Origin of the sequence: Amycolatopsis acidiphila, from assembly GCF_021391495.1 — a bacterium.
GTDB classification, from domain to species: Bacteria; Actinomycetota; Actinomycetes; order Mycobacteriales; family Pseudonocardiaceae; genus Amycolatopsis_E; species Amycolatopsis_E acidiphila.
Genome location: NZ_CP090063.1, coordinates 5,070,075 through 5,089,952, shown reverse-complemented (window position 1 = coordinate 5,089,952; position 19,878 = coordinate 5,070,075). Strand labels below are relative to the sequence as shown.

The window sequence follows — 19,878 nt, the reverse complement described above, 5'->3', positions numbered from 1 at the left end:
TTCAATGATCGATGGAGGTTGCGGCGACCAGGTCGGGACAACCCGGCGCACGCCGCGGAGCGGTCCCCGCCCTTGCCGGGAGTGGCTTCAGCAAAAAGCCGGGTCTACGGCCGGATCTGGGGAATCAAAGGTTCTTGTGGGGGACGACAACTGCCTGCATCCACAAGAACGAGACAAAGCAAAGGCTACCGGCTCGCTGATCGGCGCGCAACAGTGTTCCGCAGCGGTGGTGCGGGCGCTGGCTTGTTCGGGTGCTTCGCGAGCCGCGGCGACCCAGCTGGCACACAGCCATGGCCCCGGCCCCGAACACCCGGGCAAGTCGCGGACGCCATCCTGGGCCTGATCAAAACCGGCACCGAACGAGCCGGCCTGGTCCCCGCCCAGTTCGGCGGCAGCTTCCAGGGCTGACAGCGGACGGCGTGGAGGCCGCCGCGCCCTCAGCACCCCTGGTGGGTGAAACCCGCCCAGCACTCGATGCTGTCGTCCGGGTCGAGGGGCAGTGCGCGGAGGGCGAGCGGCATCGTGTCCGGACAGCTCCGCTGTGGGTCCAGCAGCCACAGCTGCGCGCGGCGCAACGCCTCCGCCGGCGGTAGCCCGTGCTGGCGCAGGTTGTGGTGGAACAGGAACATCAACTGGACCGTGGCGCGGCCCGCCGGCACCAGCCACAGGGAGCCGATCACCGTGCGGGCGCCGATCGCGAGGAACGTCGTCGACAGGCTGAGCGCCTCGTCATGGTCGACGCCCGACGCGTTGGTCGTGCATCCGGCCAGCACGGCCAGGCCCAGCTCCAGTGCGCGAGTCGGGCTCAGCCTGAGCAGTTCCGTCGAGGACACGTCCCCGTCGGCGAGCTCTATTGTGGACCGCAATGGCTGCCGCAGGTCGGCTTCAGCGTGGCAGGCCAAGTGCACCAGCGGCAATGGGCCGCCCAGCCGCTCCAGCAGTTCCCCGGCGGTGCCGGCCCCGTCGGCGACCCACGGCCTGGGCAGCGTCCCGAGGAGGGAGCCCGCCGGGTAGAACGCTTCGCGGACCGAAAACGCCTCGTACGCGCCCGGGCCGAGGTTGCCCGCCGGGTTGCCCACCAGCACCGGTCGTCCGCTGGTGACCTCCGGGCGGTGCACCGCCTCGCACAGCAGCTGCCCGGACGGCACGTAGGACACGGTCGCGTCCTGGACGAGGTAGCGCTCCTTGTCCTCGATCCGCCGGAAGGCGGCGTGCCACGGCACTGCGCCGAGGTTGCCGACGGGCACCAGCACGACGCGGGGATCCCGGCCACCCGCCACGGCGCGTCCGGCCCGCAGCACCTGTGACGCCCCTGCAGCCCAGGCCCACGCACATACCGAGCGCAGCGCCTCCCGCCATCGCTCGTACTCCTCGCCGGCGGGATCGTCCGCCTGGTACCACTGGTCGTAGGCTGCCTGGTACTCCGCGAGTGCGGACCCGCTCTCCAGTCCGGGAAGCGCTTCCACGATGACGTTCCCACGTACCGGAACCACCACCAGCAGTGCACCGTGGTAATCGGTACCGGGCACGAGGTAGGCGAGCAGGTCCGAGCCGTGTACGCCCAGAGCTGCCCGCAGACTGTCCACACTGGTCGGAGCTACCAGTTCTTCGGCACCCAACGTGCGCAGCACCGACCGCCGCAGGGCGCCCCAGTGCGGGTCGAGCCCGGGCACGAGCTCGTCGTCGTGGCCGGATGCGGCCTCCCACCTTGCGGCGAGCCCGGTCTCGCCGAGGTCGGCGAGCTGTTCGGTGATGGTGCGGCTGCTGTTCGCGGCGCGCAGGACGAGCCCGCGCCGCTCGTCCAGCACCTGGACGAGCTCCTCGAACGAGCCGTCCGCCCTGCACCACGCCGTGACCCGGTCCGCCGCCGCGGTTGCCGACCTCGCGACCCGCAACGCAGCCTCACTGCCGGACTGCAGCAGCACCGACCAGGCTGCGTTCCGCAGGACCTCGAGCCCGAGCCGCCTGCTCCGCGCCCGGTCGCCGGGCCCGTTCCGGCGGCGAAGCGCCTCGGCGAGAGCAAGGGCGAAGTGTTCCAGGCTCGGGTGCCGCTCGCTGACCAGTTTCGCGACGTAGGCCTCGTACTCCTCGATCGCGACGCGGAGCGCTTCGCTGTCGTGCGGATCCATTTTGGACAATTCGTTGTACGCCATCCCGCGGATCGGTCCCGACAACCCCGTCGACCCGCCAAGGTCGAGCTCCTGGCAGACGGTGCGAAGCGTCGCGCTGTCCTTCGCCATCGCAGCCACGGTGACGCGTTCTGCCAGGACCATCGGCTGGACCAACTCGGCGGTCCAGAGCCGGTTCGCCGCCGCGTGCGCCGACGTGGGCGGCGGGCTGTCCCCGAGACCCGCCATCAGGACCCGGACCAGCGACTCGACCATCGCCGTCACCAGTTCCGTCGAGGGGCCGGGCGGCAAGGCCATCAGCATTTCCCAGACGCGGCGCAGCTTGGGGTAGGACTCGGACGGCTGGGCTCCGAGCCGGAACTGCGCCATCGCTTCGAAGAACAGTCCGATGGCGGATGCTTCGCGGTCGTCCGACACATCGTGGCTCATCAGCATGCCCAACCCCGCGTCGAGCGGTGCGAGTGCGCCGGTAGCCGTGCCGACCTGAGTACTCGCCATCGCGATCATCGACCGCAACGTGGGATGCAGGTCCGCCAGCTCGGGGCACGCGAGCGCGGCCCGGGTGGCCTGGAAGCCGGCGTCGCGGTCGCCGTAGACGATCCGCTGCTGGTTCCGCATCAGCTCGGCCACCGCGGCCAGCACCAGGTGGTACTCGGGCGGGACGTCCGACAACTGGCCCGCGAGCTCGAGCAGCCGGTCCAGGTTCTCGAAAAGTGGGGCAAGGTCGGCGATCCTGGGGGCGACCTGTTCCGGGACGTGGGACATCAGGTAGATCCAGCCGGACGTGACCTGGAAGGCGAGCAGCGGGGTGACGTCCGGGTCGTCCGCGAGGTCGAGTGCCGACTGCGCCTGGGCGACCCAGTCGAGTGCCGGGTGCGCGCCGAGGTAGGCGCGCAGGCCAGGACGTTCGCCGACGAGGAACGCGGCGTTCAGGCGGTGGTAGTGGTACTCCTGTGCCAGCTCGGGTTTCGGCAGCGGCAGTCCGAGTACCCTCGTTGCGTACTCGACGACTTGGTCGGCCGCCGCGATGTCCTGCGTCAGGTCGAACAGCGCCAGACAGGCGTCGGCCGCCGTGGCCCAGCTCAGCCAGGCGTCGTCCTGCTGCTCGGCGGCCCGGGACAGCCAATGGGCGGCGGCGCGCAGGTCCGCCGGATCCTCCTTCGCGGTGCCACGCTCGTAGAGGATCTCCCCGTACCAGCCCCATTCCTCGGGCGTCACGTCTCCTCGCACGGCGATCGCGAGACTTTCCGCGATCCGGTCGAGCGTGTCTCCGCGGGGCTCGCAGTCAGACAGCAGGAAGCGCAGCTCGGCGAGCTGGAGATGACACGCGGGCGCCAGCGGGTGGTCCGGCCCCAGCACTGCGGTCGCGCGCGTGGCGGCCTCGATCGCTTCGGGCAGCAGGGTCCGGTCTTCGCGGATGCGGTACTGCTCCCGGCGCGCGTCGGCGAGCAGCGTCAGCTCCTCGACCAGATCAGGGTAGCTGCCGGGCAGGGTGGGCACGGTGGCCGAGAGCAGGTCCGCGGTGTTGTCGAGATCGTCCACTTCGGACGTGACGGCGTAGCGCAGCGCGAGGATCCGTGCGGTGCAGCCGGGCAGCCGGACGGGGACGAGTGGGTCTTCGGCGAGCCGGGCGAGCACGGCGAGTGAGTCCTCGGCCTCCGCAAGCCACCGCTCCTCGGTCATCTGCTCGTCGTCAAGCAGCGCCTCGAGCCTGGCCGCCTCCCGGCGCAGCTGTTCGTCCCGGTCCGTGGTCGTCATGGTGGTCCGGGCCTAACCGAGGACCACGCGGCGGGCACCGGGCTTCTCGGGCAGGTCGCGCACCCGGCCGGAGGCCGGGATCGCCCGGTCGCGCAGCAGCCGGACCTCCTCGATCCGCTCCGGGGCGGACCGGGCCAGCGGTACGATGTTGGCGAACGAGCCCCGGTAGTACTCGAACGGTACGTTCTCGTCGCCCACCCGTTTCGCCTCGTACCCGATCTCGGCGACGGCGGCCTGCAGGTCCGAACCCGCGAAACCCTCGCTCAGCCCCACCAGCTCGCCCAGCATCTCCGCGGTGACCGGGACCCGCAGGTACTTGCGCAGGTAGATCTCGATGATCTCGCGTCGTTCGTCGGCCTCCGGCAGGTCCACGAAGAACATGTCGTCGAACCGGCCGCTGCGCAGCAGCTCCTGCGGCAACGCCCGCACGTCGTTGGCGGTCGCGACGACGAAGACCCGGGCGCGCGATTCCTGCAGCCAGTACAGGAACTGACCGACCAGCCGGGTGGTGACGCCCGTACTGTCGGTGCCCGATCCGGCCAGGCCCTTCTCGATCTCGTCGATCCACAGCACGCAGGGCGCGACGGCGTCCGCGGTGGCCAGCGCCTCCTTGAACCGGCTCTCCGACTGGCCGACGTAGGTGCCCAGCACCGAGCCGATGTCCAGCCGGTAGAGCGGAAGCTGCCAGTCGGAGGCGATTGCCTTGGCGGACAGGGATTTCCCGCACCCGGGCACGCCGACCAGGAGCACCCCGCGGGGCGGCCGCAGGTCCCGGTCGCGCAGGTCCATCGTGAGCAGCGGACGCTTGCGATCCAGCCACTGGCGCAGCCCGGCCAGGCCGCCGACGAGGTGGTCGCCCGGCCGCACCGCGACCCGCTCGATCCCGGCGAGGTCGCCGAAGATCGAGTCCTTGGCGCGGCCGAGGTCCACCAGTTCGGCCTTCGTCACGGACTTGCGCACGACGAGCGTGGCGAGGATGTTGAGCGCTTCGATCCGGGTGACACCGGTGAGGATCGACGCGGCCTCGTCGAACTCCGCCGGCCCCCACTCGATCCGGATCTCCGAGTCGTACTGGCGCAGGAACTCGACGATCTCGCGGCGCATCTCGTCCACGTCGGGCAGGTCGAGCGCCACCGCCATGCCCATGCGCTGCAACGCGTTCCAGGTGGGATCGGCGCTGACGACCATGATGCAGCCGCCCTGCTCCTCGGCCAGCTGTGCGAGGTCGACGAACCGGCGCGAGATGTCGTTGTCGTCGCCGAGGTGCTGCACGTCGGTGAACACGACCGTCAGGTTCGCGCGCGACTGGAACCACTCGCCGGCCAGGTCGAGGGCGCCCAGCAGCGACTTGTCGTCCGACACCACCTGTTTGGTGCGCAGGTCCCGCAGCCCCTGGCTGAGGGTGTGCACGATGACGTCGAGCTGTTTCTCCCGGGCCAGCTCGGTGAGCATCTCCAGGGCACGGCCGCGTTCCACCGTGCGGATCGACACGAAGGGAATCCGCGCGAGCAGGTACGACTCGACCCGGGCCTTCGTCTCCGCCCCGTTGGGCATGCTGGTTTCGTCCTTCCGGTCAGTCGAGGATCACTCGCCGCCGCCGCGGCGCCGTGCCGGCGGGCGCGGGCGACGGGCGGGTGAGGGCGGGCAGCAGTTCGTTGGCCCTGATCACTGCCTGCAGGTCGAGTGGCAGCTCGCGGGCGGAGTCCCGGAGGCTCCGCTGTGCCGAATGGACGGTCTCGGTAAGCGCTGCCCGGAGGCTCTCGCGCAGCTGCTCGGGCAGTGCGGGATGCACGGCCAGCGCGACCAGCGGCGCCAGCCTGCTCCGGCAGCCCGCCAGCACGACGGCGAGCGCGGCGGCCGCGTGCCGCGGATCGGCGACCAGCATCTCCTGGTCCCGGTGCAGCGCCTCGCTCCAGCGGCGCTGCCGGTTGTGGAACGCCTCGGCGACGTGCTGCGTGAGCCGGGTGACCAGCTGCGGGCCGAGTTCCGCGTCCCACGACGGCAGGTGGCCGCCAGGCAGGTCCACTCCTCGCCCGAACGCCCGTAGCCAGTCGACCCAGTCGGCGTACGGACCGCTGATGGGCCGCACGGTCAGCGCCGCCTGCGCCGGACGAGGAACTCCGCCGGTGGCAGCAGGTCCCAGTCCGGCAACGCGAGCGCCGTCTCGCGCTCCTGGACCGGCGGGGGCGGTGGGGCGGGCGGACGGGGGGTGTCGTCGCGGTTGGCGAGGGGGCGGGGCATGGCTAGGCTCCTCGTTTCTGGTCGGGCGCCGGCGCCGCGAACGCCGCACCGGTGAGCGTGTCGAGGTACTGCCGCAGGCGTGGCGCGAGGGCGAGCTGCCCTTCCCACTCCGCACGCAGGTCGACCAGTTCGGCTATGCCGCCCCGGAGCTGGTCCAGCGCGATCGCCTTGCGCTGCTCGCCCTGCCGCCGCAGTTCGAGCCTGCGCGGCTTCAGCCCGCGTGCGCCGAGTGCCGATCCGCCGCCCGCCACGACGGCGGCGATCAGCAGGAACACCGCGAGCCCGACGATGCCCGCCAGCGCGGCGGACAACGCGAACAACGTCGCGATTGCCGCGCCGACGGCGGCCGCGAGCGGTCCGCCGCCGAACTTGACCGCGGCGACGGCCTGCGCTGTCTGCGTGTCGATGTGCTGGGCCAGGCCGGCCACCAACGCCGTCTCGTCGGTCGATCCGTCGACCACTGCGCTCCAGCCTTCGAGGGCGAACTCGACGCCCTGCGGTGCTGCTGCCACGTTGGCCGCTTCGAGCCGTCCGGCGCCCTGTCCGATCCAGTCCTTGGCCAGCGCCACCGCGAACCTTCGGGTGCCCGGCGACGTGCCCGCGCCGTTCCCGCCGACGGCGGCGTTGCTGATCAGCGTCAAGAAGTCCACTGCGGATTCGTAGGCGGGGTCGGCCAGCCGCATCGCCTTGGCCGCGGCGTCCTTGTCCCCTTCGGCCTTCACGATCGCCTGCAGCTCGCCCTCCTCGCGGCGCAGTGGGGCCTCTTCCAGGTCGTAGCCGGTCACCAGGCTGGTGAGGATCTCGTCGACGCGTTCGCGGAGGTCGTCGCTCACCGGGACCGGCCCGGTGAAGATCGACCGCAGTCGCTGCTCGGCGAGGCCGTGCACCGTCGCCCCTTCGTACAGTTCCTTGAGCCGGGGCCACGTCGGGCTGATCACGGGCAGCGCGGTGTAGCGGCTGCCGATCGGCAGCCGTTCCTGGTCGAGGATCCGTGCCCAGCGGTCGACCTGGCTGTCCACCGTGGCCTGGTCCTCGGTCAGCCGGTCGTACCACTCGCCCATCTGCCCCATGAGCAGTGGCTTCGACTCGTGCCCGAAGGCGCCCGTGCTGACCGCGTCGAGGATGACCGTGAACTCCCGTGAGAGCTTGGCCGGGTCCTGCCGTGCCGCGTACTGCCGCAGCCACCGCGCCGACGCCTCGTTGCGCTGGTGCCGCCGCAACACCAGCGCGAAGAACAGCGAAGTCTTGTCGTTGTCCCGGTGGGTCGCCTCGTCGAGGGCTTGTTTCGCGAGCAGCGGTTCGTCCCGGATCCACGCGGCGAGTGCGACGAGCGCGGGGGCCAGCCAGTACTGCGGCGTGAGCAGCATCAGCTCCTCGGACAGCTGCGTCATGGTCGACTGGGCGACGATGCCGACGTCGAGCGCCTGCAGCGTGCCCGTGGCGAGCCGGCGCACGGACCCGAAATGGCCGAACTTCGTGTCCAGTTCCTGGCGCACCCGCACGATTTCGGTGTGTGCCACCTGGAGGTTGTGCCGCAGCTCGTCGCGGCGCAGGTACTCGTCGAACTGGTGGCGCAGGCCCAGCAGTTCGGTGCGCGTCTGGTCCTGGGTGACCCCCAGCTGGCCGACCTGTTGCTGCAGGACGCCTTGTTGCTGCTGGAGAGCCACCTGCGTGGTCTCCACGCGCCCCATCGAGCGGTTCAGGTTGTGCAGCAAACGGGTGTTCGCGTCGGTCATGCGCCGCCTCCCAGTACGACGGTGCTTCCGTCCGGGCGGGTGCACACGAAACGGTCGGGATAGACCTCGACGGCCAGGTAGATGGGGGAGGAAGCGAGGGCGCGGGCCTCTTCGAGGCGGCCGGGAAGCGCTTCCCCGTGGCGGTAGTGCTCGATGATCGAACCGTCCAACGCCAGCGTGTGCACTTCGAACGGTGCGCCAAGGTAGCAGGTGCCGACGATGCCCGACGGCAGCGCGTGGTGGCGTTCGGTGAATTCCCGCCGGAGATCGTCGAGGAACTCGTCGACCTTCGCCGCGGCCAGGTTGCCCGAACCGTCGAGGGCGCGCAGTGCCCGCAGGTAGGACTCGGAACGGGGGCCGGTGTGGATCCTCGCGCCGGTGCGGTTCGACGTGCGCGCTGCCGGACCGCCGATAACACGGGCGGTCCTCGAATCGTGGATCAGCGGTCTGGGCACTTCGTCAGCTCCTCGGATTTGTCATTGCCGACTTTGTCGCCCGCCCGGCCGAAACCATTACGCCTTTTTCCGTTCCGGTTCGACCACCTCGGATTTCCGCTGAGGCGACCACCCGAACGGGCTAAGACCAGTGCGTGACAACGGGAAGCGAAAACAAGATCACGGCGGTCACAAACCACACGAGTGTGGCGCCGTTGGCGGCCGTCCTCGCGATTGTGCTGGGGAGGGAGAACCGGGGCCGGACGGGGTGACCGCTGTCCGGTGTCACCAGCTGTCTCACCCGGAGCTGCCCGGACGCGTCGCGTCGCCCGTAGACCTCGACGTTCGCCCCGCGGGCGGGGGCCGCGAGACCGCCTCGCACGCGGCACAGGTGCTCTGCGCCGGCGATGTCCTTGACCCGGAAGGCGAGCACGTCGACCTCACGTGCCCGGCCGGCCTCGCGCAACGGCAGTGCCCACGGCCAGAGCGGCGTGGGTCCGACCGGCAGGGCGCCCGGGGGCAGCGTCGAGCGCAGCAGCGCGCCGAGGAGGAGCAGGACCAGCAGGGCGCCGCCGGCGACCAGGGCGAGCGGTCCGGGCGGCGCACCGGCGAGCGCGGCGATGACCAGGGCGACTCCGGCGAGCGCGGCGCCGATCCGGTTGAGTACCACCGTCCGCCACGCCACCGCCGCCTCCCGGCACAGGGGATCGATCCGCACGACAGTGCCGGTCACCACTCGTCCGGGTACCGGATCGTGGGCCGCGGCGTCGGCCGGTTTGGACAGTGACATGATTTCCACCTTTCTCCGGGGCGACGATTCGGGTACGGGCGAAACGTTGGAAGAGGTGACTGCGATTGTGTCGGGTGGGAGCGCGCCGAGGAAGTCCCGATCCGCTAACGGTCCTTTTCCGGCCCGAGACGAGAGGTGTCCGACGTGGAAGAGTTTCCCATTTCCGATGGTGCGGGAAAAGGATCGACCGCACCCCGTCCGTTGTGGGGAGCACCCCACCCGCCCGGTGCGAGCGGTCCACCGGATGCGACCCCTCCGATGGGATTCTCCGCACCGCCGCCGCAGCCCCCGGCGCCACAACCGTGGCCGGAGGAGCCGGGACCGCCGCGGCGGTCGCGGGGTGCGGTCGTCGCGATGGCCTCCGGCATCGCCGTCTTCCTCGCGGTGGCCGCGGTGGTCGTCGTGGTCGCGGTCAACGGCCGGGATTCGAAACCCGTTGCCCAGCAACCCGTTTCCTCTCCGACATCGACGTTCTCCACCGCCCCGACCACGAGCACGACGACGACCACCACGGGGTCCACGAGCACCGCCGTGTCGACGAGCACTTCGCTGGGCTTTGGCGATGTGCCCGACGGGTACCGGCGAGCCACGGGCCCCGCGGACGTCGAGGTGAGCATTCCGGACAGCTGGCCCGTGAAGAGCGGGGCCATCGAGTCCAACGACCAGGCCGACGACCCCAGCGGGTCGGGGTCGTTCCTTCGCTACGGCGGCAGTCCGTCGCCCTCCATGTCGCTGCTCGACGCGGTGCGGCAGAACGAGGTGACCAACAGCGGCATCCGCAACGGGTACCAGCGGTTGCGGCTCGAGAACGCGACTACCGCGAGCGGGGACGAGACGGTGGCGTGGGAGTTCCTGTTCACCAAGGACGGTGTGCAGCGGCACGCGCTCGGCTGGTTCTGGCGGAGCGGGGGCTATGACCGCGTGGTGTACGCGTCTTCCGCGACGAGTTCGTGGACGGATCTACGCCCCGTGGTGGACGTGCTCATCGGCTCAGCGGGACCGCTCTGACTCAGTACGTCAGGAGCAGACCGACTGTCACGGCGAGACTGGCGGTGGCGCAACCCTGGGCGGCGACCGCCGCCAGCAGCAGCCATCCCTTTACGTTGTTCACCCGTTGGACACGCTCGAGATCCCGCAACCTCGTGACGGCAAGCGTTTTCACGGCGTCGTCTGCCGAAGTGGACCAACGACGCCGAATGATTTCCTCGAACGTCGTGGTGTCGAGCAGGTGGTGCCTGCGCGGGCTGTTGGCGACGATGGCGAATACCGTGGCGAGCACGAAGATCACGAGCGAGGCCAGTAGCCAGGGGCTGGCCGCGTGCGGGAACGTGAAGTCCTTCCGCTGGGTGACCAGTGCGGCGAGGCCGAGCACCAGGGTGACCAGCGTGCCAGACGTGGTGATCACCGCGAGGCTGCGCGTTTCGAGCGAGGCCCGTCGTTTCTCCTCGACTTCGAGCTGTTCGCGGACGAACGCCGCGAACTCCGGACCCGCCAGTTGCTCCGGCTCCGTCACCCGTCCTGCCCGGCTTCCGCAGCGTCACCGCGGCGTTTCCGCGTACTCCGGAACTTGGACGTCACGGGCAATGGCTCCCAGGGATCATCGGGAGTGGCGGAGGAGTTCGTCGTGGTGGTCGGGCCATCCGGAACGGGTTCGGACGGCTGTTCGTCCTGCGTCATACCGTGCAGCCTCCCATTCCCAGTGAGGTTCGTCCAGCATTCCACCTGTCACACCACAATGGACAGTGACACTCTCGTTGCGCTCCGCTGCTCAGGATCGGTGGCCATACTCGCTGTTCCGTGCCATTCTGCGGTAATGACTGACTGGGGAAACGGATCGGGCAGGTCGACTGGCCAGTGATCTGTAGCGCATCGTGCGCTCGGCGGCGACGATCCTCGAGGAAGACAGTCCGGCCGGTGCGCTGATCGGCCGGGTGACCGGGCATATGGTCGTACCCCTGCAGCAGCTCGTGCCCGAGCACGGCCACCACGTCGGAGATCCCGGCCGCCTTTTAACCCTTGCTTCGACATCGGACGCTTGGATCGGCCGCCCCCAGTTGCCCGTTCGCCGCGGCCGTGAACCCGAGGTCAGAGACCCAGGGCGCCCACGACCAGAGCGGCGACGGCGGCGCGGTGACCGGGGCTGTCCTGCCACCGCAGTCTGCGTCCGGCCTCGACGACCACGCCGAACCCGGCGTGCACCAGCACTCGGGCCTGGCGCGAGTCGAGTTCCGGGCGTGCCAACCGCAGTTGCTGCTCCCAAACGGCGACGTGCTCACGCTGCGCGACGACCAAGGGCCGCTGCAGGGTGGCCGGCAGGCCGACGAGTTCGGCGTTCGCCACGCTCGTGAGCGCGGTGTGCTCAAAGCTGTAGGCCACGTAGGCCGCGGTCAGTGCGACGACGGCGTCATGCGGGTCGACCACTCCGCGAAGGTTCTGCTCCACCGCTTGGGCCAACAGTCCCGCAGCCTGCAGGCAGGCCGCCGCCAGGATGTCGGCTTTGCCGGGAAAGTAGCGGTAGAGCGCGGACGGGGCCAGCCCCACGGCCTCCGCTATCCTGCCGTTCGTGACGGTGGCGAACCCGTCCTGTTCGAACAGCGGGATCGCGGCCGCGAGGATCTCCGCCCGCCGAGTGCGTGGCACGGGCTGGGCAGGCAGTTCGACGAAGCGGGCGCTCCCGGTGGCCGCCGCAGGGTCGGTCGCGACCACGCGCATGGCGGACGCCAGCAGCAGGTCCTCCACCCGGCGTTGGGCGATCGAGGTGCGGTGCATCGTGATGGACCCGATCGCGCCGAGGGCCGCTACGGCTCGCAGGTGGTCATCGGGTAGCGGATGCTCGCGCCGCGCCACGTCAGTCACCCGCCCGACGACGTGCGCGAATTTCGCCCTCAGCGCCTGGCGATCCTCGCGATTCAGGTAGCGGGACTCCCATCGGTGCACGCCGCCGGACGCACGGTGGGCGACGGTGACCCGGGTGACGGGGGCGAGCACGTCTGCCAAGGCCGCTTCGGGGGGCACCTCGTCGAGCGCGGCGACGAGCCGGTCCGCCATCACGTGCGCACAGTCGACGAACAGCGCGTACTTGTTCGGGAAGTGCCGGTACAGGGCCGCCCCGGTGATGCCCACGCCGGCGGCGATTTCCTCCATGGACGTCCCGTGGTAGCCGCGCCGGCTGAACGCCCGGCCGGCCGCTTCGACGATGAGTTGCTTGCGGTTACGCGGTCGAATGGCCGCGGTCGACTCGGTGGTCACAACGGCACCCATGCAGGCATATGCGGGAACAGGGCCATACGCGCCAGTCAACCACGACACGGGCCAAGCTCCCGAGACCAGCCGCCGTCGCATGACTCCCGAGAACTGGTCCACCCTTGCCGACGGGCGGTGCGCCTCGATATGTTAATGAGAAATCTCGTGCCCGCGCCTGCCTGCTGACCCGATATCCTGGACAGAGCGACGTCTTACACCTACCAAGGAAGCTAGGTAAGTAAATGAGCAATCTCACCAGGCGAAGGGCCCTGTCGCTCGGTGTCGCGCTGGGCTTGGGGAGCGTGACGGGCGCTGCCCCGGCGTGGGCATGGTCGCCCGCCGGCTCGGTGGCCGGAATCGGCACGGGCACCGAGCCGTGGTCGGTCTGGGACGACGAAGTGGACGCTCTGGTGGCGGGGCTTCTCGACACCGGCCAGGTGCCGGCGGTCAACACCGCGATGCGGTCGTGGGTGAACAACAGCGACCCGTTGCCCGGCGGCCTGCCTGCCGACCTCGCCGGCTACCTGCGGCAGGTCAACCAGCTGCCCTCCTGGACCGACCGTGCGAAGCTGCGCCTCGCCGCCGACTTCAACCGGCGCAAGGACACCTACCTGTTCATGCTGTACGGCCTCGGCAGCGGCATCATGAGCACGGTGATCCCGCCTGAAGCCGCGGCGGTCTACTGGTCCGCAGGTGGCGCCGACATGAAGAACCGCGCGGCCAAGACGTTCACCTTCGGCTACGACCTGAGCGACCTCAACGCGTTCGAACCCGCGGGTCAGTTCACGGTCACAGCCAACAAGACGCGCCTGGTGCACGCCGCGGTGCGTCATCTGCTGCCGCAGTCGCCGCACTGGCGGCAGGCGGTCGCGGACGAGCAGATCCCGATCAGCAACGGTGACATCTTGGTCACCTTCCACAGTCTCGGCACCTTCGTGCACAGAAAGCTGCGCGAATGGCAGGTCCCGATGTCGGCCGCGGACGAGGACGCGAGGACGCGTTCCTGCACATGTGGCAGGTCGCGATTCACGTGCTCGGTGTGCGCGAAGAGTTCATCCCCAGGACGTGGGCCGACGCGGACGCGCAGTCGGCTCAGGTGCTCACCCCGATCCTCGCCCCGACGACCGAGGGCAAGGAGCTGGCCGGGGACCTGCTCGGGCTGACCGCGCAGATCGATCTGGGCGTCACTCGCGGGTTCCTCGACGAGTTCGTGCGGTACGTGCTCAGCGACGAGGTGGGCGACTGGCTCGGGCTGCGACGCGACTACGCGGCGGCAGCCACGATCCGCGCCGGGTGGCCCGCCTACATCGCGTTCCGGGAGGGGCTGCTGCCCGTCGCGCCCGCCGGGTTCTACGTGTTCGACCAGTTCGTGCGTGCGATCGCGATGCTGTTCCTCAACAACGGCACCTCGCCGACGAGCACGCCCATCACGATCCCCACCGCCAACCGGCCCGGAGCGTGAACCGGCGTCCTCGGCCGCGACGTGCCGAGCCGCACGGCGGGCTCCTGCGTGTGTCCCGGCCGTTGGTGATTCTCACGATATGGGTTTTGTCGGGGGGTCCGTTTAGGGTCGTGGTCATCTGATCTTCGTACGAGGAGTGTGGGGACGTGGGCTGGAGCCGGAACATCCGAGCAGCCGTGCTGGTGGCGGTGGCCGCTCTCGGCCTGACGGCGTGCGGGGGCAGTGACGAGTCGGCGGCGCCGAGCAAGGGAGGGGCGCCGATCGTCGTCGCGTCGTTCAACTTCACCGACAGCCAGATCCTGGCGGAGCTCTACGCGGGTGCGCTGGAGGCGAAGGGCTACCCGGTCACCCGCAAGCTGAATCTGGGCTCGCGCGAGCTGATCTACCCGTCGCTGAAGTCGGGCGAGCTGCAGTTCGTGCCCGAGTACCAGGGTGCGGCGATCACCACGGGCTTCGGCCAGGACGCGGTGAAGGACGCCGAGGGCGAGCACGAGCAGCTGGCCAAGCTGTTCGAGCCCGAGGGCGTGGGGCTGCTCAACTACGCGCCTGCCGAGGACAAGGACGTCTACATCGTGAAGGCCGACCTCGCGAAGTCGAAGGGGCTGGCGACGATCGGCGACCTCAAGAAACTGGACAAGGTGGTTCTGGCGGGCGGGCCGGAGTGCGAGACGCGGCTGCCGTGTTTCCGGGGTTTCAAGGAGGTGTACAAGCTGACGAACGCGACGTTCCAGACGGTGCAGGAGATCGGGCCGCGCGTGCAGCAGCTCGACTCCGGGGCCGCGACGGTCATCCCGGTCGACTCGGTGAGCCCGGTCGTCGGCGACCCGCAGTACGTGGCGCTCAAGGACGACCTCGGCATCGAGCCCACGGAGAACGTGGTGCCGGCGGTGAGCCAGAAGGTGCTCGACGAGCGCGGGCCGGAGTTCGCGGCCGTGGTCAACGCGGTGAGTGCGAAGCTGACCACGGATGGGCTGCGTGAGCTGAACAAGCGTGTGGACTCCGACGGTGACGCGGCCGCCGACGTGGCGAAGGACTGGCTGTCGCAGCAGGGTCTCGCCTGAATTCCCGTTGAGAACACTGCTGAAGGAGCCGAGTCCATGAGTGCGCGAGAGCTGCACTTCAACGCTTTCGTCTGGCCCAACGGGTATCACGAGTCGGCGTGGCAGGTCGTCGATGACGATGTCCGGGGCGTCCTCGGGCTGCCCTACTACGCGAATATCGCGCGCATCGCCGAACGCGGGCTGATGGACACCGTCTTCCTGGCCGACAACATCGCCATCGCCGAGTACCGCACGACACACCTGCCGCAGACCCAGTTCGACCCGATCTCGGTGCTCTCGGCACTGGCCGGGGTGACCAGCCACATCGGACTGATCGGCACTGGCTCCACGACCTACAACAAGCCGTGGGAGCTCGCGCGCAGGTTCGCGACGCTGGACCACCTCAGCGGCGGTCGCGCAGGCTGGAACATCGTCACCACCGTCACCCCGCTGGCCGCGGCGAACTACGGCGAAAGCGCGCACCCCGAGCACGGCGACCGATACACCCGCGCGCACGAGTTCGTCGATGTCGTGACCCGCGCCTGGGACAGCTGGGAAGACGAGGCAGTCGTCGGCGACCGTGCGCGCGGTGTCTGGGCCGACCGCGGCAAGCTGCACGCACCTCGGTTCCACGGCCAGTTCTACGACGTCGAGGGGATCCTGCCGTTTCCGCGCTCTCCGCAGGGGTGGCCGGTGCTGGTACAGGCGGGACAGTCACCGGCAGGCGTCGCGCTGGCCGCCCGGTACGCCGAGCTGGTGTTCTCCGGCCCTCCGTCGCTGGAAGCCGCGGTGGCGTTCCGGACCGATCTGCACGCCCAGGCGAGCGCCGCCGGTCGTGACCCTGCCCAGCTGCTCGTCCTCCCGGCGCTGATGGTCACGCTGGGCGGCACCGAGGCCGAAGCGAAGGAGAAGGCGCAGCGGCTGGAAGACCTGGCGAGCCCGGAGTTCCGCTGGCAGAACGTGCTCTACACCGCGGGACTCGACCCGGACGCGTTCGACCCGGACGTCCCGCTGCCCGCCGAGCTGTGGACCGGGAAGGCCGCGCCGTCGAGCCGCGCCGAGCAGCTTTACGCGGCCGCACGCGCTCGGCCTGACGCATCGTTGCGCGACATCACCGCCGATCTCAAGAGTGGCGCGGGCCAGTTCCACTTCGTCGGTACGCCCGAACAGCTCGCCGACCACGTCATCGCCTGGCAGGACGCCGGCGCCGTCGACGGGTTCACCATCATGGGCTCGACCCTGCCCTACGAGCTGACCACGTTCGTGGACCACGTCGTGCCGATCCTGCAGCGCAAGGGCCGCTTCCGCACCGGCTACGCCGGTTCCACGCTGCGCGATCATCTCGGGCTGCCGCGACCGCCCGCAGGGCGGGAAACACGTCGCTGACCGTCGCTGTCGTGCCGAGCGCAGCGAATCGACTGCGTGGCCCGTCATCGAAAGGAGCGACCGGGACGATCAGGCCGCCGCGGCGCGCGCTTTCTGCCTGCGGTCCCGCAGGACGGCTGACAGGATCGGGCTGAGGGCAGCGTCGCACCGCCGAAGTCGTGGGCGAAGTGGTCGCTGAACGGCGGGTTCAGGTCCACCGTCGGGAAGTCGTCGTAGCAGCTGCGAGGTGCGAGCTGGTTCCAGCCGCCCACGATCAGCTCATCCAGGAACGGGATCACCAGGGTGAGCCGGATGACGAGGTTGTTCATCGTCGATGCCCACCGGCGGGAGCACTCGAAGCAGCGGCTCGCCCCCGAACTCCCCCGGAGGGGAGCACAATGGCGCGGCAGCAGCGTTGCCGAGCGGGATGGGGTGAAACGAGATGAAGGTCGGCGTGGTGGGTGTCGGCGCGGTGGGTGCGGCCACGGCGCTGTCGCTGCTCGAGCGCGGCGGGATGTGCCGCGAGCTCGTCTTGATCGACAAGGACTTCGCGCGCGCCCGGGGCGTCGCGGCCGACATGCGCTACGCCGGCCCGCTGTCCCCCATGGTGGACCTGCGCGCCGGCGACTACGCCGATCTGGCCGGCGCGGCGCTCGTGATCATCACCGCCGGGGTGAACGAGAAGACCGGCGGCGCGACCGACCGGAGCGACGAGCAGGGCAGGCTGCGGCTGGTGGACACCAACGCCCGCGTCTACGCCGACGTCGTGCCGCGGATCGTCGCTGCCGCACCGGACGCGGTGCTCATGGTGGTCACCGACCCGCCCGATCCGCTGGCCGACCTGACCCGCCGGCTCGCCGGCCACGACCGGGTGTTCTCCACCGGCACCCTGATCGACAGCCTGCGGTTCCGGGTCCACCTGGCCGACCGGATCGGCGTCCGGCCACGGGACGTGCACGCCATGGTGGTCGGCGAGCACGGTACCTCCGAGGTGCTGCTGTGGTCGTCCGCGTCGGTCAGCGGGATACCGGTGCTCTCGCTGCTCGCCCCGGACGGCACCGGAACCGAAGAGCTGCGCGAGGAGATCGAGACCAACATCCGCTACGCCAACATCACCATCATCGAGGGCACCGGGGCGAGCCAGTACGGCATCGGCGCGGTGTCGGCGCGCCTGGCCGAGGCCGTGCTGCGCGACGAAGGAGCCGTGCTGCCGGTGGCCGCCTACCACGCCGGATTCGACGTCACGCTGTCGCTGGCGTCAGTCCTCGGTGCCGGCGGCGTGCGGCAGATGTACGACCCGGCCATGACGGAGGACGAACGAAAAGCGTTGCACCGCAGCGTCGACATCCTCCGCAAGGCGAAGCAACGCGCGCTTTCGGCGGCGGGGGCCGGCTGAGCACGTCAAGGTTTCGGCGTCCGCGGCATTTCGTCCCAGGTGCGCCCGTCGAGGACGCGGCCGTGGGCGTTGCGGGTGCGGCCTCCCCACTGCTTGAACAGGAACGGGATGCCGGCGGCGACGCACCGATCGCGGATGGGGCGTACCCATACGGGCCGCATCGGCCGGTGGCCAGGGCCGGATTCGCCGCCGACGTAGACCCAGTCGAGCCCGGTGAGGTCGAGGTCGGGGAGCGGACCGAGCAGCGGCTGGAGCGAGAGGAACCGGACCGCGGCGGGCGTGGCACGCAGCCGGTCCGCGCGGTGGACGTGCTCGTTGCCTTCGATCGTCGTGCCCCACCACACGTTGGGCAGTGGCCGCGGCTGGAGCTCGGCGAGTGCCGGCGCCATCCGTTGCGGGCGTTTGGTCAGGACGAAGAAGGTGTGCCGGTCGGCCTGGCGCATGACGTCGAGGACCGCGGTGAGGAAGGTGCCGGGCACCTTGGGGTGGAACAGGTCGCTCATCGAGTCCACGAACACCAGCCGCGGCTCGCGCCAGCGCAGGGGTGTCTCCAGCCGTTGGGGGTGCAGCGTGAGGCGGAAGCCGGGACCGCTCGTCCGCGGGTCGCCGTCGTACTGGTAGCCGGGGTTGCCCATCGCCTTCAGCCGCTTGGCGAACGTCAATGCGTAGCAGTTGTCGCAGCCCGGGCTGACCCGATCACATCCCGTGGTCGGATTCCAGGTGGCGGACTCGATCTGGCCGTCCTGCCGGAGGTCGACGACCCGCCGGTGGGTAGCCGGCATGACCCGATTCAACCACCCGCACGAGCACGGTGCCCGGGCCCGGCGACGCGTCACCAGCTGCCGCGGTGGTCGGGAACCAGCAGCAGCAACGGAAGCACCGCGACCATGAGCACCGCGAACGCGAGCAGGATGTACGCCTGCGCGAGGCCCGCGTCGCTGCTGCGCGCGATCACCGCGGTGGTCACGGAGATCGAGATGATGGCACCGCTCTGCCGGAACATCCCGCGCAACCCGGCGATCGCGGCGACCTTGTCCGGCGCCAGCTGGAGGCTCGCGTTGTTGGTCGCCGGCACCGTCAGGCCCATGCCGATCCCGCTCACGCCGGAGGAGATGGTGAGCCACAGGTAGGGCGAAATTCCGGGCGGCGCGGCGTACATCGCGACGAGACCGGCGGCGAGGATGAGGAAGCCGACCAGCATCGGCAGCCGGTGCCCGGTCCGCCGGAGCGCGAGCACGGCGAGCGCGGCGACGCAGATGGTCCCGACCGCTCTCGCGGTGAGCAGCGTGCCTGCCTCCAGCGACTGGATGTGGTAGCGATCCTCGGCGTAGAGCGGCACGAGCGCGCCGAACCCGAGTGCCGCCGCGCCGTAGCAGAGGTTGATCAGGTTCATCACCCCGAAGCCGCGTCCGCGCATCAGCTCGAACGGGATGAACGGCGCCGGGTGACGCTTGGTGTGCCGGACGAAGAACACCACCGCGACCACCGCGGCCGCTTCGCAGGCCAGGAAGACCGGACTGAGCAGCGACGTGCCGCCGCTGCCGAGGTACGTGATGCCGAGCATGCTGGTGAGCACGAGCACGCCCAGCAGCGCGACACCGTGGAAGTCGACCCGGCTGTTGTCGCGTGGTTCGCTCGACGGCAGGTACTTCAGGGCGAGGACGATCAGGACCAGCCCGATCGGCACGTTGATCAGGAAGATGCCGCGCCAGGACCAGAACGCGGTGAACACCCCGCCCGCGATCGGGCCGACGATGCCGCCGATGGGGAAGATGCTGGTGAACATGCCGAGTGCCCGGTCGCGCTCGGGACCGAAGTTGTCCGCGACGATACCGGTGGCCGACGGCATGAACGCGCCGCCGCCGATCGCCTGGATCGCGCGCAGGACCACGAGCAGGTAGACGTCGGTGGCGAACCCGCACGCCAGCGACGCGGCGGTGAACACCACGGCCGCGACCAGGAAGACCTTCTTGCGGCCGAACTGGTCGCTGATCCGCCCGGCCACCGGCATCATCAGCACCTGGCCGAGCGCGTAGATGGTGATCGTCCAGCCGCTCCAGTTGACCGGGGCGGCCAGCTCGTGCTGGATCGCCGGCAGCGCGCTGGCCACGATGGTCTGGTCGACAGCGGCCATGAACAACCCCATCGAGACGATGGCGAAGATCAGCCGTCGGCGAGGATGGGGGGCGGCTTCCGTGGTCGTGCCGGTGGTGTACGACGGGACCTCGGAAGACGTCATGTACGGGAAGACTAATTGCTTGCTGGCAGGCAATCAATCAACTGG

Annotated in this window: 16 protein-coding genes and 1 pseudogene; 5 read left to right on the top strand and 12 right to left on the bottom strand. The window is 70.0% G+C overall.

The window, feature by feature from the left end:
- Nucleotides 1–437: 437 nt before the first annotated feature.
- From LWP59_RS24880 to LWP59_RS24850, 7 genes are all read right to left on the bottom strand, one after another.
- Nucleotides 438–3,887: a CHAT domain-containing protein gene (locus LWP59_RS24880; protein WP_144634075.1), complete on the bottom strand. Its 3,450-nt coding sequence runs from the start codon at nucleotides 3,885–3,887 to the stop codon at nucleotides 438–440.
- Nucleotides 3,888–3,899: 12 nt separating this feature from the next.
- The gene (locus tag LWP59_RS24875; protein ID WP_144634079.1) at nucleotides 3,900–5,441 is read right to left on the bottom strand and encodes an AAA family ATPase; all 1,542 of its coding nucleotides are present in this window, start codon (nucleotides 5,439–5,441) and stop codon (nucleotides 3,900–3,902) included.
- Between the two features lie 19 nt (nucleotides 5,442–5,460).
- Nucleotides 5,461–5,976, bottom strand: a complete 516-nt coding sequence (locus LWP59_RS24870; RefSeq protein ID WP_144634082.1) for a hypothetical protein — start codon at nucleotides 5,974–5,976, stop codon at nucleotides 5,461–5,463.
- Between the two features lie 2 nt (nucleotides 5,977–5,978).
- Nucleotides 5,979–6,128 carry a hypothetical protein gene (locus LWP59_RS24865; protein ID WP_191334849.1) on the bottom strand — a complete coding sequence of 50 codons (150 nt, stop codon included), beginning with the start codon at nucleotides 6,126–6,128 and terminating at the stop codon, nucleotides 5,979–5,981.
- Between the two features lie 2 nt (nucleotides 6,129–6,130).
- Nucleotides 6,131–7,864, bottom strand: coding sequence for a hypothetical protein (locus LWP59_RS24860; protein WP_144638929.1), 1,734 nt, complete (start codon nucleotides 7,862–7,864; stop codon nucleotides 6,131–6,133).
- Nucleotides 7,861–8,319: a hypothetical protein gene (locus LWP59_RS24855; protein WP_144638927.1), complete on the bottom strand. Its 459-nt coding sequence runs from the start codon at nucleotides 8,317–8,319 to the stop codon at nucleotides 7,861–7,863. The genes LWP59_RS24860 and LWP59_RS24855 overlap by 4 nt, the downstream gene beginning before the upstream one ends.
- A gap of 121 nt (nucleotides 8,320–8,440) precedes the next feature.
- Nucleotides 8,441–9,088, bottom strand: a complete 648-nt coding sequence (locus LWP59_RS24850; protein ID WP_144638925.1) for a hypothetical protein — start codon at nucleotides 9,086–9,088, stop codon at nucleotides 8,441–8,443.
- Nucleotides 9,089–9,346: 258 nt separating this feature from the next.
- On the opposite strand from LWP59_RS24850, the gene LWP59_RS24845 reads away from it, so the two are divergent.
- Nucleotides 9,347–10,096, top strand: coding sequence for a hypothetical protein (locus LWP59_RS24845; RefSeq protein ID WP_144638923.1), 750 nt, complete (start codon nucleotides 9,347–9,349; stop codon nucleotides 10,094–10,096).
- 1 nt (nucleotide 10,097) lies between these two features.
- Here the strand turns inward: LWP59_RS24845 and LWP59_RS24840 are convergent, their stop codons facing one another.
- Both LWP59_RS24840 and LWP59_RS24835 read right to left on the bottom strand, forming a co-directional pair.
- On the bottom strand, nucleotides 10,098–10,601 hold the full coding sequence (locus LWP59_RS24840) for a hypothetical protein (RefSeq protein WP_144638921.1): 504 nt from the start codon (nucleotides 10,599–10,601) through the stop codon (nucleotides 10,098–10,100).
- A 572-nt stretch (nucleotides 10,602–11,173) separates the two neighbouring features.
- Nucleotides 11,174–12,337 carry a TetR/AcrR family transcriptional regulator gene (locus LWP59_RS24835; protein WP_222425543.1) on the bottom strand — a complete coding sequence of 388 codons (1,164 nt, stop codon included), beginning with the start codon at nucleotides 12,335–12,337 and terminating at the stop codon, nucleotides 11,174–11,176.
- A 236-nt stretch (nucleotides 12,338–12,573) separates the two neighbouring features.
- Between LWP59_RS24835 and LWP59_RS24830 the strand changes: the two are divergent.
- From LWP59_RS24830 to LWP59_RS24820, 3 genes and pseudogenes are all read left to right on the top strand, one after another.
- Nucleotides 12,574–13,793, top strand: a pseudogene (locus LWP59_RS24830) (oxygenase MpaB family protein).
- Nucleotides 13,794–13,939: 146 nt separating this feature from the next.
- The gene (locus LWP59_RS24825; RefSeq protein ID WP_144638919.1) at nucleotides 13,940–14,854 is read left to right on the top strand and encodes an ABC transporter substrate-binding protein; all 915 of its coding nucleotides are present in this window, start codon (nucleotides 13,940–13,942) and stop codon (nucleotides 14,852–14,854) included.
- 36 nt (nucleotides 14,855–14,890) lie between these two features.
- Complete coding sequence (locus LWP59_RS24820; RefSeq protein WP_144638917.1) at nucleotides 14,891–16,219, top strand: NtaA/DmoA family FMN-dependent monooxygenase; 1,329 nt, start codon at nucleotides 14,891–14,893, stop codon at nucleotides 16,217–16,219.
- A gap of 44 nt (nucleotides 16,220–16,263) precedes the next feature.
- Here LWP59_RS24820 and LWP59_RS24815 read toward each other — a convergent pair whose 3' ends face one another.
- Entirely contained in the window at nucleotides 16,264–16,527 is a 264-nt protein-coding gene (locus LWP59_RS24815) for a hypothetical protein (protein WP_144638915.1), read from the bottom strand.
- A gap of 113 nt (nucleotides 16,528–16,640) precedes the next feature.
- On the opposite strand from LWP59_RS24815, the gene LWP59_RS24810 reads away from it, so the two are divergent.
- Nucleotides 16,641–17,594, top strand: coding sequence for a lactate/malate family dehydrogenase (locus LWP59_RS24810; protein ID WP_144638913.1), 954 nt, complete (start codon nucleotides 16,641–16,643; stop codon nucleotides 17,592–17,594).
- 5 nt (nucleotides 17,595–17,599) lie between these two features.
- Here LWP59_RS24810 and LWP59_RS24805 read toward each other — a convergent pair whose 3' ends face one another.
- A complete protein-coding gene (locus LWP59_RS24805) occupies nucleotides 17,600–18,376 on the bottom strand; it encodes a DUF5131 family protein (RefSeq protein ID WP_144638911.1) in 777 nt (258 codons plus the stop codon).
- Between the two features lie 50 nt (nucleotides 18,377–18,426).
- A complete protein-coding gene (locus LWP59_RS24800; RefSeq protein WP_144638909.1) occupies nucleotides 18,427–19,833 on the bottom strand; it encodes an MFS transporter in 1,407 nt (468 codons plus the stop codon).
- Nucleotides 19,834–19,878 lie beyond the last annotated feature (45 nt).

What these genes read in the sequence shown, in the direction of transcription:
- LWP59_RS24800 (WP_144638909.1), bottom strand. Translation starts at nt 19,833, where the DNA reads ATGACGTCTTCCGAGGTCCCGTCGTACACCACCGGCACGACCACGGAA.
- LWP59_RS24875 (WP_144634079.1), bottom strand. Translation starts at nt 5,441, where the DNA reads ATGCCCAACGGGGCGGAGACGAAGGCCCGGGTCGAGTCGTACCTGCTC.
- LWP59_RS24805 (WP_144638911.1), bottom strand. Translation starts at nt 18,376, where the DNA reads ATGCCGGCTACCCACCGGCGGGTCGTCGACCTCCGGCAGGACGGCCAG.
- LWP59_RS24810 (WP_144638913.1), top strand. Translation starts at nt 16,641, where the DNA reads ATGAAGGTCGGCGTGGTGGGTGTCGGCGCGGTGGGTGCGGCCACGGCG.
- LWP59_RS24845 (WP_144638923.1), top strand. Translation starts at nt 9,347, where the DNA reads ATGGGATTCTCCGCACCGCCGCCGCAGCCCCCGGCGCCACAACCGTGG.
- LWP59_RS24880 (WP_144634075.1), bottom strand. Translation starts at nt 3,887, where the DNA reads ATGACGACCACGGACCGGGACGAACAGCTGCGCCGGGAGGCGGCCAGG.
- LWP59_RS24850 (WP_144638925.1), bottom strand. Translation starts at nt 9,088, where the DNA reads ATGTCACTGTCCAAACCGGCCGACGCCGCGGCCCACGATCCGGTACCC.
- LWP59_RS24815 (WP_144638915.1), bottom strand. Translation starts at nt 16,527, where the DNA reads ATGAACAACCTCGTCATCCGGCTCACCCTGGTGATCCCGTTCCTGGAT.
- LWP59_RS24820 (WP_144638917.1), top strand. Translation starts at nt 14,891, where the DNA reads ATGAGTGCGCGAGAGCTGCACTTCAACGCTTTCGTCTGGCCCAACGGG.
- LWP59_RS24865 (WP_191334849.1), bottom strand. Translation starts at nt 6,128, where the DNA reads ATGCCCCGCCCCCTCGCCAACCGCGACGACACCCCCCGTCCGCCCGCC.
- LWP59_RS24860 (WP_144638929.1), bottom strand. Translation starts at nt 7,864, where the DNA reads ATGACCGACGCGAACACCCGTTTGCTGCACAACCTGAACCGCTCGATG.